We start from the raw sequence: 15,011 nt of genomic DNA, 5'->3' as shown, positions 1-15,011 counted from the left end.
GAAAGATGTGTTTTAAAAATAAAGTTTTTTATTTTTGCCAACTAATTAAAAATTTAAAATTAAAAATTATGTCAGACATTGCATCAAGAGTAAAAGCTATTATCGTTGATAAATTAGGAGTTGATGAAAACGAAGTTGTTACGGAAGCTAGCTTCACAAACGATTTAGGAGCAGACTCTTTAGACACTGTAGAATTAATAATGGAATTCGAAAAAGAATTCGATATTCAAATACCAGATGATCAAGCTGAGAACATTGCAACAGTTGGTCAAGCTATTTCTTACATAGAAGAAGCTAAATAAGCAAAAAAAACAAGTAAATACTTTATGGAATTAAAGCGAGTTGTAGTCACAGGATTAGGAGCTTTAACACCAATAGGTAATACCAAAGATGAGTTTTGGGAAGGCTTAGTTGGTGGCAAAAGTGGGGCTGCGCCTATAACATATTATGATACCGAAAAGTTTAAAACGAAGTTCGCTTGCGAGCTAAAAAACTTTAATGTTACTGATTTTCTAGACAGGAAAGAGGCTCGGAAAATGGATAAGTTTGCACAATATGCCATGGTGGCAGCAGACGAAGCTATTGCCGACTCTAAATTGAATCTAGATGAAGTAAATAAGTTACGCGTAGGTGTCATATGGGGTGCAGGAATCGGTGGTTTAGAAACCTTTCAGAATGAAGTTTTGAACTTTGCTGATGGTGATGGAACACCAAGATTTAACCCGTTCTTTATTCCGAAAATGATAGCTGATATTGCACCAGGAAACATCTCCATAAAACATGGTTTTATGGGGCCAAACTATACAACAGTTTCTGCATGTGCTTCTTCTGCCAATGCTATGTTTGACGCACTAAACTCTATACGTTTAGGTCATACTGATGTTGTGGTTACAGGAGGAAGCGAAGCGGCGGTAACTATTGCTGGAATGGGAGGATTTAATGCAATGCATGCCTTATCTACTAGAAATGAAAGTCCGGAAACAGCATCTCGTCCATTTGATGGTACTAGAGATGGTTTTGTTTTAGGAGAAGGTGCAGGTGCACTTATTCTAGAGGAGTATGAGCATGCTAAAGCAAGAGGTGCTAAGATTTATGCAGAATGTGTTGGAGGAGGATTATCTTCTGATGCACATCATATGACAGCACCACATCCTGATGGTATTGGGGTTATAGCAGTAATGAAAAATTGTTTAGAAAATGCAGGTTTAAAACCGGAAGATGTTGACCATATCAATACACATGGCACATCTACACCTTTAGGAGACGTTGCAGAATTAAAAGCAATTGCTGAAGTATTTGGAAGCCACGCAAAGAATATAAATATTAATTCTACAAAATCAATGACTGGCCACCTTTTAGGTGCTGCTGGCGCTATTGAGGCCATATCGGTTATACTAGCTATGGAACATGGCATTGTGCCACCTACTATTAACCATACCACGGTAGATGAAAATATTGATCCAGAATTAAATTTGACTTTAAACAAAGCTCAAAAGCGCGATGTAAAAGTCGCAATGAGCAATACATTCGGTTTTGGTGGACATAATGCTTGTGTATTATTCAAAAAAATAGATTAAATCCCGAATGAGATAAACCATAATGATAAATTAATTTTTACAGTAAAATGAAACATGGTTTATTACATCTGAAATTGAAATAAGATATTAATTATCAGATGAAAAACATTCGTAACATATTAAATTCCCGTTTTAAACGTAACGGGAATTTTTTTATGCAATTAACTGAAATCCTTGGTTTTAAACCTAAGGAAATAAAATTCTATAAAAAAGCCTTTACACATCGTTCAATGAATGTGAGAGATGGTAAGGGAAATCCATTTAACTATGAGCGTTTAGAGTTTTTAGGTGATGCTATGTTGAGTTCGGTAATTGCATCCCATTTATATCTTGAAGTTCCCAGTGGTGACGAAGGTTACCTTACAAAAATGCGTTCAAAAATTGTTAGTAGAGAACATTTAAATGAGCTGGGAAAGGGTTTAAAGCTTATCGATTGGGTGGATAGCAAAATTCCGTCAGGACAATTTGGTGAAAATATTCATGGTAATTTATTCGAAGCCCTAATAGGAGCTATTTTTTTAGATCGCGGTTATAAGTACTGTGAAAAATTTATTAATAGCAGGGTGATTATACCCTATGTTGATATTGAAACTTTAGAAGGGAAAGTTATTAGTTATAAGAGTTTACTGATTGAATGGTGTCAAAAGGAAAAAAAGACTTTTAACTATAATGTTTATGAGGATACTGGAAATGATGATGTAAAGCATTTTTCTGTAAAGTTGTCTATTGATGACAAGGTTATTGCTAAGGGTAGAGCAACTTCCAAGAAAAAGGCCGAAGAAAAAGCCTCAAAGCGTGCTTTCTTTGCTTTCCAAAGCAGGATTTCCCAAATGAAATAGTAACACGTAATAATATCCTAATTTACTATAACGTTTTAGTTAGTTTTCATGTTAACATTGACTTAATCGTAATACTACACTAGTATTTTAATATTATATTTGTCAAGTTTGAATGTAGGTTATGGCAGTTCATAAGTTTATTTTAGATGATACTTTTGATGAAACATTATATACCTTAATTGGAATACATTGTAGCCTAGAAGATTATCGTTTGGCCTATTTAATAAATCAGTATCTGGGTATTACCCTGACTAGAAAGTCTTCTGATTTAGATTTTAATAAGGGTCAGGTGTCATACTCAATTTATGAATGGGAAGATCATAATCAATTAATAACTTGGAACTTGGTGTCAAACATTTGTAAGACTCAAGAACTTAAAATCAGAAATTATTCGTCGTTATTCGACACACAAGAAAAGATAACAAAAACATTTCATTTGTTACCAGAACATAAGACTGTAAATTATTTTCTAAAAATAGAAAGTGAGTTTAGCTTTAAAAAGGAAAAATATATTTTAGATAGTATATTGAAAATTCCACAAGTTGTTACCGCTTACAGCATTGATTCAGGTCAATTGAAATCTAAAGACAATTTAATATTTAAGTAATGTTAACAAGAAAAAAAACCAAAATAGTAGCAACTCTCGGACCAGCTACAAGTACGAAGGAAGTTTTAAAAACGATGCTTGAAGAAGGGGCGAATGTATTTAGAATTAACTTTTCTCATGCGGATTATAAGGATGTAGCAGAGCGAGTTAAAATGATTCGTGACCTGAATAAGGAATATGGTTTTACAGCATCAATCCTAGCCGATTTACAAGGGCCAAAGCTTAGAGTAGGGGTTATGAAAGAGGATGTTGTAGTTAATCCTGGCGATGAAATTATTTTTGCCACAGGTGAGCGTTTTGAGGGAACTAAGGAGCGTGTTTACATGACCTATGAGCGCTTTCCACAAGATGCCAAACCAGGAGAACGTATTCTATTGGACGACGGGAAATTACTTTTTGAAGTGGTTTCTACGGATAAAAAATCTGAGGTTAAAGCTAAGGTTATTCAAGGTGGTCCGTTAAAATCTAAAAAAGGGGTTAACTTACCTAATACAGATATTTCACAGCCCGCTTTAACAGAGAAAGATATTGAAGATGCTATTTTTGCTATTAGCCTTGATGTGGACTGGATTGCACTATCTTTTGTACGTCACGCTGAAGATTTAATGCAGTTGCGTGATTTAATAGCAGAACATTCTGATTATAAAATTCCAATTATCGCTAAGATAGAAAAGCCTGAAGCCGTTGAAAATATCGACAAAATTGTGGCGCATTGTGATGGCCTAATGGTTGCCCGTGGAGATCTTGGTGTGGAAGTACCTGCTCAAGAAGTTCCACTTATTCAGAAACAACTTGTATTACGTGCTAAAAAAGCTAGAATACCAGTAATTATTGCTACTCAAATGATGGAAACTATGATTAATAGTTTAACTCCAACAAGAGCAGAAGTAAATGATGTGGCTAATTCGGTTATGGATGGTGCTGATGCAGTAATGCTTTCTGGAGAAACTTCTGTTGGTCAGTATCCAGTGCAAGTTATCAAACAAATGTCTGATATATTATTAAGTGTTGAGAATTCCGCTTTAATTCAGGTGCCACAACTGCCGCCACATATTCGTACTAATCGTTATATTACAAAATCAATTTGTTATCACGCCGCAAATATGGCAAATGAAATTAATGCAAAAGCTATTTCAACGCTAACGAATAGTGGGTATACGGCATTTCAAATTTCAGCATGGAGACCATCATGTCATATTCTAGTGTTTACCTCTAATGAGCGTATCTTAACTAGGTTAAGTTTACTTTGGGGGGTTACAGCGTTTTACTATGATAAATTTGTAAGTACAGATGAAACGATAGAAGATGTAAATGCTATTGCTTGTAAAAAAGGATATCTTGATACGGGTGATATGCTTATTAGTTTAGCAGCGATGCCTATGAAAACAAAAGGTATGGTGAATACATTACGTGTTACTGAAATAGAAAACTGTAACATATAAACTATATATTTCTAGGAAGGCTCATAGAGATTGTGCTTTTTTAAAGAATTAATTATATAAATAGAAAAACTGCCTTAAGGCAGTTTTTCTATTTATAATAAAGTCTAAAGTATTACTAGTGGTTTATGACTGTGAATTAATATCTACTTTATTTCAGCTGAACTCAAAAGTCATTTGTTGTTCTCTTTTCGAATCCATAGGAATACTTTTTATATTCCTTAAATTATCCTGTTAAACCAAATTATGTTATGTATTTTGAAGCATATTCTGACGCCCCAACGAGGGATTTTTTTGTCGCTGCGTAGTTCTTTTCTAGCTGTTCTTTGCTTTTTTTATTGGCCACCTTTATTTGCTTATTTAACTTCTCGGTTTTAGCCGAAGTCTCTGCTTTTAAATTGCTCATCCCTTGATCAACAACATTTTTAATTGCTAAACTTCTAGCTTTAGATTTGTCAATTTGTTTTTGAATATTCACTTTCATTTCATCGTGGGCCTCTTTAAGATCCTGTTCTAATTCATCAATTTCTGAATCAAGAGCGTCCAATTCACGATTAAATTGATCTTCTGCAACTTCTGATTTATTTCTTCTGTAAACCATAGCATCTAGAGCGTTCATTTTATTATCTACCGGAGCAGTCCAGGCCTCATCAACATCTGCTATCAAAGCTGTTTTACCATCTTCTAAGGCTTTTGCAACTTCATTTAGAAATGTTGAATCTACATCTGCATTGTCAAGGTCGTAGAACATACCACCATACATTCCAGCCATAGCCCCAAAAGCCATGCCTGCCGGTCCAGCAATTAGTCCTATAAGGGCTCCAGATAGCGTTCCAATGGCAGTTCCAACTGGTCCATTATCTGATACTTGTTTCATTTCAACTTCACCAGCGTCGTTTTTGTTAATTACTGCCGTTGCAGAGACCTTAATGTCTCCATTTTTGTGTAATGTTTTGAATGCCGTTAATCCTTCGAAAGCTTGTTCTTCAGTGTTAAATACTGTAATAATCATTTTGTTCATAATAATAGTTTTTAATTGTTATTGTTTTATTTCTCTGTTTGTATACTACAAATATATAGTCGATTAAGAGTCTGTGTATTAGGGTAATACCTAAATGTATAGATTAGGTAAATCACCTATAAAAAAAGCACCCATATTGAGTGCTTTTTTATCAATCCAATAATAATATATTTAATCATTTATTTTCACGCTTATTAATCAGTAAATTAATTCAGAGGCAATAACAACCCCTTAATACCAATAATGGAATACCTTTTAACTACTAAAGGCGCTTTAAATGACCATAACATGGCTACCCTAAGACTATTATCGAAGAAACTAAATTCATAACAATTATATTTATAAGTTTCTATGCTTTAAACTTATATATAAATTGTCTGTTTTTACATTTCTTGTAAGCTCGTCGTGTTAATATTTGAATGTTTTAATGATTTTGATTTGTTCTCCCTTTTTCAATTTGTCACTAGTATTTTTGTCGTTAATGACACAGGTCAAATTTTCATTTAATAAATTATGCTCTCGCTTACTTAATGATTGAATTGTTTCTCCTTTTTTAGCAGTAACAATACTCATTCTATTGATAGTAATATGGCTTTGTTCTTCTATAGATAATTTTCTTAACGATAAAACTATTTCCTTTAAGATATTTTGATCTTGTTTTGACGCAATACCCATAATTCTAAATAATTTGTCCTCCATCGGGATCCATAGAGCGTAGGCAAACACAGTTTGGGTTTCTACTTTATCTTGGAAAGTTACCAAGTAGCCTTTTCTGTTTCCAATTTGATAATGTTCGTGTTTAATTATTTTCTCCTTGTATTCCTTTTTTAAACTTTCAACAAATACACTTGCTGATTTTTTAGGGCTTAAGTTTGGGTTGTCCAAGACTATATAAATTCCAGATTGTTGAGATTCATCATATGCCGTGATATGAGAGTTTTGATTGTCTATAGTCCATTTTTCAGGAAACTCAACATGAAAATTTAACTCTGGATGTATAAATGTATTGTCTTTTATAATGCCCTTCTCAGGGTTGTCTCCGAAGAGTGTTCCATCAAAATTTTGTAAATAGTTTGACGAAATTTGTGATGTTTTTTTCCATGTCATACCTGATATTTGATTTTGTATTGCTTCTAATCGATCGGGAGTATATGGGTGGTCATTAAAATAACTTTTACTTTCTTCTTCTCCTGTAGCGACAGAAATCGTTTTAGAAAGTCTGGATAATGCGGTAATCATCGCGTTAGGATTATAGCCTGCTTTTGCTGCTAATTCAATGCCTTCTTTATCAGCTTCTGTCTCTGATTTTCTTCCATACGAAGCAAGGAGTAATTCATTTGACATTTCAATTGGAGCATTAAAGAGTTCGCCAACTTCAGAATCTATAACTCCAATTAATTTTCCTGGTACCTCTAATAATTTTGGAAAAATACTTTTCTTTAGTTGTTTAATGGAATGACGATTGTTAGAATGTATTATTTCATGACCTAAAATACATGCCAATTCATCTTCACTTTGTAATATTGGCAAAAGGCCTGTTGTTACATATAAATAACCCCCTGGTAATGCAAAGGCATTAGGTGATGGGTTTTCTACTAAATGAAATTGATACTCAAATAAGGGGTTTTCTAGTTCCGCTACTAGTCTATTCCCAATTTTACGAATATATTCAGTTTTATCTAGGTCATTGTAAATTCCCATTTCCGATACAACTATTTTGGCATTTTGTTCTCCAAGGAATTTATCTAACTCGACATTCTGAGCCACTAACGAAATTGAAAATAGAATGGTTAAAATATGGATGGCTTGCTTTTTCATTTTAGTTATATATATAATGGAGTTATTTATGAATTAAGTTGTGCTGTTTTATATACTGCTCTTCCTGTTAATCCTAAGGTAATACCGTCTATTAAAAGTTTAATTCCTAAATAGACTCCAAATACATAGGAACTTGATTCAGGAAAATTCATGAAAATTAGAACACCTAATCCTATGCCAACAATACCGCTTAATAATAAGAATAGTCCACCGCCAATTGGCATCAAAGAAAAAGAGTACATTAATTGTGTTAAACCATCTATTATAAAATAGACAGCCATTACAATGGTTAGTGCTTCTAGTCCCATATCTGGGTTTCCTACTACCCAAAGCCCTCCAATGATCATTAATATTCCATAAACATAGCGAGAGAATAATGCCCCCATTGAAAATGAAGTGATGGCAAATGTTAATCTCAGTAGCCCTCCAATGACCATAAATATGCCTATTGTTTTTACAGATACTTTTCCAAATCCTTCTGGATATATAAGTGCAATAACTCCAAGGATTGCAATTAAAATTCCTAAAATCATTATTTTTTTAAATGATTTCTCTACGACTGCTGATAATGTTTTACTTGTGTTCATAATACTATTTTTTTAAAGTTGATTATTTGTTTTTATTAACACTACAAAGATTCCATTTTAACCTATACTGTCTATCAGCCATTCACCTAAGTGAAAAAAATAGGTAAATTGCCTATCCAAGACATCTAGACTTTGTAGAAAGGAAGTAGGTTATTGCATCTATGCCTTTTCTGGTGGATTAAAGACGTGTTACTGTGTAATGAAAAGACACCCAGTAAGGTGCCTTTTTATCTTTGAATCTTTTGTGATTATCCTATGAATTTGCTTCGTACTTTTCAAAGGCCTGATCTATTTTTAGTTTTTCTTCTTCACTTAATTGTTCATAGTTATTAATAACCTCCTTTTTAAGATTGTTGAACTCAGATTTTATTTTATTCTTAAATTGATCCACCTTATCAATGGTTAAAGACTTCACTTTTTTTAACTTAAATGATAATATAATATTAGCTATTCCTAAGATGAATAATCCAAAAGCTGTTAATATGATTACAGTAATGTGACCAATAATTGGAAGTAAAATCATTGAAGATGCCACAACGGCTAAAGTTACTCCAAAAAGCAAGAACCAGCCCCAATCTAAAACCCCTATATTTTTAAGTTCAAAAGCATTCCCAATAATATTTATACCTCTAAACAACAACCAGAATCCTATAAATACGGGAAGTAATATAATTGATATGGCAGGATACGATAATAAAATTATACCTATTAAAATTTCAAATATCCCTCCGGTTAAATACCAACCCCAACCTTTAAGTTCTTTGCGGTTAGCAATTGAAAAAATGACGTTAGAAATACCGTTTGCGAATACTAGAATACTAAATACCCAGGCTAATGATAAATAACTTTCTTGAGGAGCTGAGAATACATAGACGCTACCTAAGATTAATAATATTCCTGATAATAAAAATAACCACCAGTGTTTAATTGTATGTATTGATTGTGAGATGATGTTTGACATGATAATTGGTTTTATATTAATTGGTTTTTTAGTTTAAAATTGATTCATAAATTCTCTTATTTGAGAATTTGCTTCTTCTTGAGTATGATTGTATTTTTCTTTTAATTTATTAGCAAATTTTTCGAAGCTCTTATCGAATTCCTTTACATCTTCATTTTTCAATTTATCCCATTTTAACAGCGCTTTATTTTGAACTTCTTCGGTTCTACTTTCCATAATTTTTTTTGCTTTTTCATACTGTTCCATGGCGTTACCTTTCTGTTCTATTAATTTTCCGTTTGCTATATCAAGTTTGCCTTCAATTTCCATTTTTGGATTATTTGTTTTTTGACCTAACCAGATTTTTGCATCTCCTTGTAACTGTTCTACTTTTCCTTTTAATTGATTTGTGTTCATAATGTTTGATTTAAAAATTAAATATTTTTTATTGTTTGTTTCTTTTAACAATACAAAGGTCAATGAAAGTACAGACGTAACTATCAGCCAATCACCTAATACTATAAATTAGGTGAATTACCTATCGTATAAATATTAGAGAGGTTTTCTTAATAGTTTAAAAGAATTTCATTCTTAATAAATGAAATGAGTTGGGCATTAAGAGACCAAGAGTATTGTAATGCAAAACCTTCTAAATAAAGCATTAGAAGGTTTTTGTTTTTACATATTGATAACGATATTTATGAATTAATCCATTTCCGTAACATTCCAAGTTGCAGGTTTTTGTGCAGGAGGGAATTCTTTAAAGCTGTTTTTAAACTCCAGGACATAACTTGCGGCCCATCCAAACATAAAGATGTGTCTTGCATACCAATCTTGATAAGTATTTGTTTCTCGAGCTTTCTCAAAAGGATCCATTCTTAAATCAAACAATAATGGAGCTTTTAAGCTTTCTAATTTATAAATCCAAACTTCTTGCCCAATAGCCTTTTGTTCCATATACATGGCCTTCCATCGATCTCCAAAACGAATTGCTGAAATTTCTGCAGCATCTGTCCCGTAAATGAAATATTCTCTTGGGTTTTTTTCTGTTTTCCCACTCCATAGCGGTAACATATTATGTCCATCTAAATGGTTTTTAAATGTTTTGTTATTTGATGTAAATGTACCGGCTTTTAGTTTGTTTGGAATATCTGAGCCTCCAGCAGCAGCTAATAATGTAGGTACCCAGTCTAAATGAGAGGTAACATCATTTACTAATGTACCTGGCTTAATTCCATATCTTTCAGGAAAACTGGCCATGGCAGGAACTCTAAATCCACCTTCCCAGTTAGTGGTTTTTTCGCCATGGAACCATGTAACTCCGGCATCGGGCCACGTTGCTTGATGCACACCATTATCGGTTGTGAAAATAATAATGGTATTGTCATCCACACCTAATTCTTCTAATTTATCATGGAACTCACCTACAATATCGTCTAATCTTATCATACCATCTGCGTAATCGTTTAATCCAGATTTTCCTTTGTATTTTTCATCAATATGAGTCCAGAAGTGCATGCCAGTTGTGTTCATCCAAGTAAACCAAGGTGTTCCTTCTTTGGTTTTTCTTTCCATAAAGTCAAAAGCTGCGGCTTGAAACTCATAATCAACTGTTTCCATTCTTTTTTTAGTTAAAGGTCCTGTATCAGCAATTGGACCATCAGCACTTGATTTTATAACACCTCTAGGGCGAGGAACTCTTCCGTTTCCATCATTTGCCGGCCAATCGGCATGTTCTGGCTCCTCTTCAGCATTTAAGTGATATAGATTTCCAAAAAATTCGTCAAATCCATGTTTTGTAGGCAAAAATTGATCTTGATCTCCAAAATGGTTTTTTCCAAACTGACCGGTTGCATAACCTAAGGTTTTTAGCATTTCTGCCAATGTAGCTGTCTCATCTTTTATTCCTACAGGAGCTCCAGGTAAGCCTACTTTAGACAAACCTGTTCTGATAATATGTTGCCCTGTTATAAAAGCAGACCTTCCTGCTGTACAACTTTGCTCTCCATAATAATCTGTAAATTTTAAGCCCTCATGAGCTATTCGATCAATATTTGGTGTTTGGTAACCCATCATCCCTTGACCATATGTGCTTAAATTTGGGATGCCTACGTCGTCTCCCATAATTACCAAGATATTTGGCTTTTTTGTGTTTTGTGAAATCCCTGTTGCCACAGATAATAATAGCAATAAGAATATTGTACTTGTTTTTCTCATAATTGTTATTGGTTTAAAAAATTAATAGTTATTGTTAATACAAAATTGAATTTATTAGCAGTTCTTGTTATTAGTTCTTTACCTAAATACAAAAAACAGATGTTTCGCCTATTTGAATATTTATATAAATGGTGCTGTAAATATTAATTGCAACTCAAATGCATTAGCGATAAAGTTTTGTTTAGTGGCATAAGTCTTTGACCACTTAAGGTTACCATAAAACCGATTTGGAACAGCCCAAAAACCAATTCCTATGCCTATAGTACTTAATTGATCTTTGTAAGAACGATTCCAATACACATCTTCACCTTTATCTTCACTAATTTGCCAAACATGCCCACCCTGAAGTGTGACTTCCAGCCGTTCCGTAAAATATTGACTAATACCATATTCCAAGGCAAATCGAGCACCTGGTTTAACATTGGTATCACTAATTTTACTATGTATCTCATAAACCGGTGAAATCATAAATGCGGTTGATTTTTCAGCGAGATAATAATAAGCGGCGGCCTGAAATATATGTGACCAATACCCTATACCAATGTTGTCATCCATATTACTATCATACCGACCTGTTGGTGCAGAAAACAGGTATCCTGCAGTGAAGTCTAATCTTTTTCCTTGCCAGGATAAATAGAGTGGTGCTATATTTAGATCTCCAAAACCTGAGTCACCAGCTTTAACAATTACCTTTGAATCTTCCTCTGAGAAATTTTTAACTCTTACATTTACAGTTAAGAAACTCGGGTTAATCCATGCCATATATCTTGCGTTTCCAAGAAATTTTATAGGTTTTGATGTGTAGCTAATCATTAAACTATTAATGTAACCAGCGCCTTTAACGCTTATTTCAGAATCTTCAAAACTAGGGATGACTTGGTTGATTTTTAGAGGGTCTCCATTATGATCAGTGAGTTTATTTGCCCATAAACCTAAATTATAGTCAATAAGGGTTAGACCCTCAAACTCTGGGTAGGTCAAGTCTCTAACGCCGCTAATTCCAGGTAAATAAGCACCACTTTGATAAGGAGAAACCTGACCAAGTAAATTGAAGCAATTCGCTATTACAAAAAGAATTAAGTGCAAATACTTTAAAGCCGATAATTTAAAAAAATCAAACAGAATAAGAATATTCATAATTTAAAAGGCTTGATTGAAATTAAAATAAATGCCAGAAGATTCTTGTCCAATTCCAAAATCTAATCTCAAATTCATACGGGGCTGCAGTTCTAATCGATATCCAACTCCAAAATTGGGAAGCCAATGCATATTTTGCGAATCAACTGTTTCAAAATCCCAAACAGTTCCTGTAGCTACCCATACCACCGCCCCGTGTTTGCTCATGTCACCATTTTGTTTGTAAAATGTATGTCTGTATTCAGGTAGTACAAAAAACAAACTTTTGTCTCTAAATCTCCCCCAACTATAGCCACGTAAATCAAACGGATTTCCTAACTGTCCCATCTCTCCATAGGGCACATCTCCAGTTGCTATTCTTGATTTAATCTGCCATGATAGGACTTGCCCAGTTTTCCCCACTTGCTCATATTGCCTGTAGTCTATTAAAAAAGTTTGATAATCATTGTCACCTCCAAAAGCAGTGGTATAAAATGTTGCCGATAAATCTAGAAAAACACCTTCCCAAGCATTTACAGGAATATCTCTGCTGTCGTACCTTAATATTAGACCTAACCCAGAATTGAGAGGTCTGTCATTGAACTCTATATAGTTTGGATCGGCTGCTACGCCCGCACTTGGATCTGAGCCTTTAGTATAATTGTAATCTATATTTAATCCAACAAAGAAGTTTTTCTTAACTTGATACAATATTCTAGGATTCATCCACCACCATTCTCTCTGGTATGCCGTAGTACTATCACTTTGTGGTGTGTTAATTGCATTTTCAGCACCTACGCCCCAATAATTATCTGGCATATTCTTATACCAGATATCAGCATCAATTCTCAATTTGTCGGCAAGCCAAAATGTTGTGGGTTTTGCATTAAAAACTATAGCGCCAGTAGAGGTATAGGAAAAAGTGAATGGCATAGATGAGCGTTGAATTTTGTCATCATTCCTGTTAGTTTTGAAACTCCATAAGCCACCTACTGCCAAAAACGCTCCTAATTCTGGTGTGTATCCAGGGGCTACTAATGGTGAAAGCAATGACCTGCCTTCAGCTACTTTTTGAGCCTTAATAGAATCTTTTTTTGCTTTTTTTTCTTCTTTCCGTTGTTGTTTTGATATTGTCTTTTCTGTCTGAGCATACATCATATTACTAAGGAAAAAAAGCACCGAAAATAATTGAAAAATTTTATGAGTCATGGGTGATAGCTTCTTTGCTGACGAAATGATTAACACCAATTATTGACAAGTAGATTATGGTTAATCCATTATGTTTGGTATGAGGTAAAGTAAAGAAACAATAATATTTTGACCTGTCAATTGTCATTTTGGGTCAATGGGAGAATACGCAGTCCTGTTGGTTCTGCCCTATAAAATTTGGTTTCTATACCTTTCTGGAGTCGTATTTGTCCATTTTTTAAAGGCGCGAATAAAGTTGGGCGTGTTAGCATATCCAAGCTTTAGGCTAATCTCAGATATTTGTAGTTTTTCATCATGCATCAAGTCTAGAGTTTTAAGAAACAAATGTTTTTGAAGCAATCTTAAATAGGTTGTTCCTTCAGTATTTAATGTTCTAACAATGGTGCTTTCGGACAAATTTAGAAAACCTGAGAAATCTCTTCTTGTTGGTATATAGCCTTCAGTTAGACTATTCAACAAGAGTTGTATGTGGCCAGATAGATTAGATAAACCATGATATGACAGTTCTTTGGCCTCTGTCATGGATAAATTTTTATGAGATAATTGTGCTGTTTCAAAAAACCAGTGATAATAGGAGGCTCCAAAAACTATATTTGTGTCTTTAGTAGATACAATATGTGTAATGGGATCGATTGAAAATCCCGGCACATGGAGTGAGATAGGGCGCCAATTTTTTCCCAAAACCATTTTAAACGCTTTGTAGGCCATTGCAAAAGCAATGTCTTCTGCATTCTGCCTTCCTTTGGAAAATGGGTCCAGATGAACTTGTGAAAACTTAGTAATTGGCCCAGAAATCTCAATATTCATTCTGGTGTTTGTTTGAATATGTGATTCATATTTTATACCATCTGATATAACAGTTAGTAAATCAGGTCTTTCTGTTATGAATTCTCCGAAATCTCCAAGCTCGTTCAACTTAAAATCGTTATAAAACATATTTCCAATATGATTAACCCCTTGATCAGTTCTTACCGTTTGTAAAAAAGAATACAACATTGACATTGGTAAATATGAATCAGGATTGAGAAAGTCAAATTTTCTAAAATCACTGCGAGAAAGAATTTTGTTTAAAGGAACATCTGCATATTGCAACTGCCTCAATAACGGATTGAGAAAGGATTGATGATAGATATGATATCTGCTATTTTTTATAATAATATTTTGTTAGAGGTAAAGTTTAACGCGTCTTTTGAGATTTTGATCATTTTATGCCATTCCATTTAAACAAATATAGGTAAACTGATAACACTTTAGATATATGCCTCAAGTTGATAAGAATTCAGCATTTTAAAATCTTATCGCTTTTTTTTTAAAATTCTCCGGAGTAAGCACATAATAGGTTTTGTTATAATTTGAAAAATGTATAATTCAACATATAGAAATTACTTTCTATCGTATCTTGCATTAGACAATTAATTATATTACTTCAAGACCAAAGTCTCTAATATAGCTATTCAATTAAAAGAGTATGATGATGTACACCTGTTAATTGCTAGAGATGATGGTGGTTATAGTTCTATTTTGATTAAAGAAAACAAAGAGTGTTCATTTAAAAGTATTAAAAACTGATTAAATATTGTTCATGGTTTTTGAAGGCGATAGGCGGATTGAGGTGGAGTGAGTTTACTATTTGGAATTAGT

The 15,011-nt window shown here is 33.6% G+C and carries 14 protein-coding genes; 5 read left to right on the top strand and 9 right to left on the bottom strand.

Annotated features, from left to right (window positions below):
• Nucleotides 1-68: 68 nt before the first annotated feature.
• The 5 genes from IE051_RS05185 (at nt 69) to pyk (ending at nt 4,465) form a co-directional block, all read left to right on the top strand.
• Nucleotides 69-302 (top strand): acyl carrier protein, encoded by a 234-nt coding sequence (locus tag IE051_RS05185; RefSeq protein WP_008269813.1) that lies wholly within the window; start codon nt 69-71, stop codon nt 300-302.
• 24 nt (nt 303-326) lie between these two features.
• On the top strand, nt 327-1,577 hold the full coding sequence (gene fabF, locus IE051_RS05180) for a beta-ketoacyl-ACP synthase II (RefSeq protein WP_189359712.1): 1,251 nt from the start codon (nt 327-329) through the stop codon (nt 1,575-1,577).
• Nucleotides 1,578-1,675: 98 nt separating this feature from the next.
• On the top strand, nt 1,676-2,416 hold the full coding sequence (rnc, locus tag IE051_RS05175) for a ribonuclease III (RefSeq protein ID WP_189359711.1): 741 nt from the start codon (nt 1,676-1,678) through the stop codon (nt 2,414-2,416).
• A gap of 121 nt (nt 2,417-2,537) precedes the next feature.
• Nucleotides 2,538-3,023, top strand: coding sequence for an IPExxxVDY family protein (locus IE051_RS05170; protein ID WP_189359710.1), 486 nt, complete (start codon nt 2,538-2,540; stop codon nt 3,021-3,023).
• Nucleotides 3,023-4,465: a pyruvate kinase gene (gene pyk / locus IE051_RS05165; protein ID WP_189359709.1), complete on the top strand. Its 1,443-nt coding sequence runs from the start codon at nt 3,023-3,025 to the stop codon at nt 4,463-4,465. The genes IE051_RS05170 and pyk overlap by 1 nt, the downstream gene beginning before the upstream one ends.
• A gap of 241 nt (nt 4,466-4,706) precedes the next feature.
• On the opposite strand, the gene IE051_RS05160 is transcribed toward pyk, so the two are convergent.
• The 9 genes from IE051_RS05160 to IE051_RS05120 form a co-directional block, all read right to left on the bottom strand.
• Nucleotides 4,707-5,483 (bottom strand): DUF1269 domain-containing protein, encoded by a 777-nt coding sequence (locus IE051_RS05160; protein WP_189359708.1) that lies wholly within the window; start codon nt 5,481-5,483, stop codon nt 4,707-4,709.
• Nucleotides 5,484-5,891: 408 nt separating this feature from the next.
• On the bottom strand, nt 5,892-7,301 hold the full coding sequence (locus IE051_RS05155; protein ID WP_189359707.1) for a M48 family metalloprotease: 1,410 nt from the start codon (nt 7,299-7,301) through the stop codon (nt 5,892-5,894).
• A gap of 26 nt (nt 7,302-7,327) precedes the next feature.
• Nucleotides 7,328-7,888, bottom strand: coding sequence for an HdeD family acid-resistance protein (locus IE051_RS05150; protein WP_189359706.1), 561 nt, complete (start codon nt 7,886-7,888; stop codon nt 7,328-7,330).
• Nucleotides 7,889-8,141: 253 nt separating this feature from the next.
• Nucleotides 8,142-8,849: an HdeD family acid-resistance protein gene (locus IE051_RS05145; protein ID WP_189359705.1), complete on the bottom strand. Its 708-nt coding sequence runs from the start codon at nt 8,847-8,849 to the stop codon at nt 8,142-8,144.
• Between the two features lie 33 nt (nt 8,850-8,882).
• Nucleotides 8,883-9,245 (bottom strand): CsbD family protein, encoded by a 363-nt coding sequence (locus IE051_RS05140; protein ID WP_189359704.1) that lies wholly within the window; start codon nt 9,243-9,245, stop codon nt 8,883-8,885.
• A 288-nt stretch (nt 9,246-9,533) separates the two neighbouring features.
• On the bottom strand, nt 9,534-11,045 hold the full coding sequence (locus IE051_RS05135) for an arylsulfatase (protein ID WP_189359703.1): 1,512 nt from the start codon (nt 11,043-11,045) through the stop codon (nt 9,534-9,536).
• Nucleotides 11,046-11,165: 120 nt separating this feature from the next.
• Nucleotides 11,166-12,182 carry a SphA family protein gene (locus IE051_RS05130; RefSeq protein ID WP_189359702.1) on the bottom strand — a complete coding sequence of 339 codons (1,017 nt, stop codon included), beginning with the start codon at nt 12,180-12,182 and terminating at the stop codon, nt 11,166-11,168.
• Nucleotides 12,183-12,185: 3 nt separating this feature from the next.
• The gene (locus IE051_RS05125; RefSeq protein WP_189359701.1) at nt 12,186-13,370 is read right to left on the bottom strand and encodes a BamA/TamA family outer membrane protein; all 1,185 of its coding nucleotides are present in this window, start codon (nt 13,368-13,370) and stop codon (nt 12,186-12,188) included.
• Nucleotides 13,371-13,538: 168 nt separating this feature from the next.
• Nucleotides 13,539-14,366 carry a helix-turn-helix domain-containing protein gene (locus IE051_RS05120; RefSeq protein WP_189359700.1) on the bottom strand — a complete coding sequence of 276 codons (828 nt, stop codon included), beginning with the start codon at nt 14,364-14,366 and terminating at the stop codon, nt 13,539-13,541.
• Between the last annotated feature and the right edge of the window lie 645 nt (nt 14,367-15,011).

Source organism: Algibacter mikhailovii, assembly GCF_014651495.1.
In the GTDB taxonomy this organism is placed as follows: Bacteria; Bacteroidota; Bacteroidia; order Flavobacteriales; family Flavobacteriaceae; genus Algibacter_E; species Algibacter_E mikhailovii.
This window is presented reverse-complemented; position numbering and strand designations above follow the sequence as displayed.

Excerpts from the sequence above, each read along its gene's own strand:
- IE051_RS05125 (WP_189359701.1), bottom strand. The coding sequence starts at position 13,370 with ATGACTCATAAAATTTTTCAATTATTTTCGGTGCTTTTTTTCCTTAGT.
- IE051_RS05160 (WP_189359708.1), bottom strand. The coding sequence starts at position 5,483 with ATGAACAAAATGATTATTACAGTATTTAACACTGAAGAACAAGCTTTC.
- fabF (WP_189359712.1), top strand. The coding sequence starts at position 327 with ATGGAATTAAAGCGAGTTGTAGTCACAGGATTAGGAGCTTTAACACCA.
- IE051_RS05155 (WP_189359707.1), bottom strand. The coding sequence starts at position 7,301 with ATGAAAAAGCAAGCCATCCATATTTTAACCATTCTATTTTCAATTTCG.
- IE051_RS05145 (WP_189359705.1), bottom strand. The coding sequence starts at position 8,849 with ATGTCAAACATCATCTCACAATCAATACATACAATTAAACACTGGTGG.
- pyk (WP_189359709.1), top strand. The coding sequence starts at position 3,023 with ATGTTAACAAGAAAAAAAACCAAAATAGTAGCAACTCTCGGACCAGCT.
- IE051_RS05130 (WP_189359702.1), bottom strand. The coding sequence starts at position 12,182 with ATGAATATTCTTATTCTGTTTGATTTTTTTAAATTATCGGCTTTAAAG.
- IE051_RS05120 (WP_189359700.1), bottom strand. The coding sequence starts at position 14,366 with ATGTTGTATTCTTTTTTACAAACGGTAAGAACTGATCAAGGGGTTAAT.
- IE051_RS05150 (WP_189359706.1), bottom strand. The coding sequence starts at position 7,888 with ATGAACACAAGTAAAACATTATCAGCAGTCGTAGAGAAATCATTTAAA.
- rnc (WP_189359711.1), top strand. The coding sequence starts at position 1,676 with ATGAAAAACATTCGTAACATATTAAATTCCCGTTTTAAACGTAACGGG.
- IE051_RS05185 (WP_008269813.1), top strand. The coding sequence starts at position 69 with ATGTCAGACATTGCATCAAGAGTAAAAGCTATTATCGTTGATAAATTA.
- IE051_RS05135 (WP_189359703.1), bottom strand. The coding sequence starts at position 11,045 with ATGAGAAAAACAAGTACAATATTCTTATTGCTATTATTATCTGTGGCA.
- IE051_RS05170 (WP_189359710.1), top strand. The coding sequence starts at position 2,538 with ATGGCAGTTCATAAGTTTATTTTAGATGATACTTTTGATGAAACATTA.
- IE051_RS05140 (WP_189359704.1), bottom strand. The coding sequence starts at position 9,245 with ATGAACACAAATCAATTAAAAGGAAAAGTAGAACAGTTACAAGGAGAT.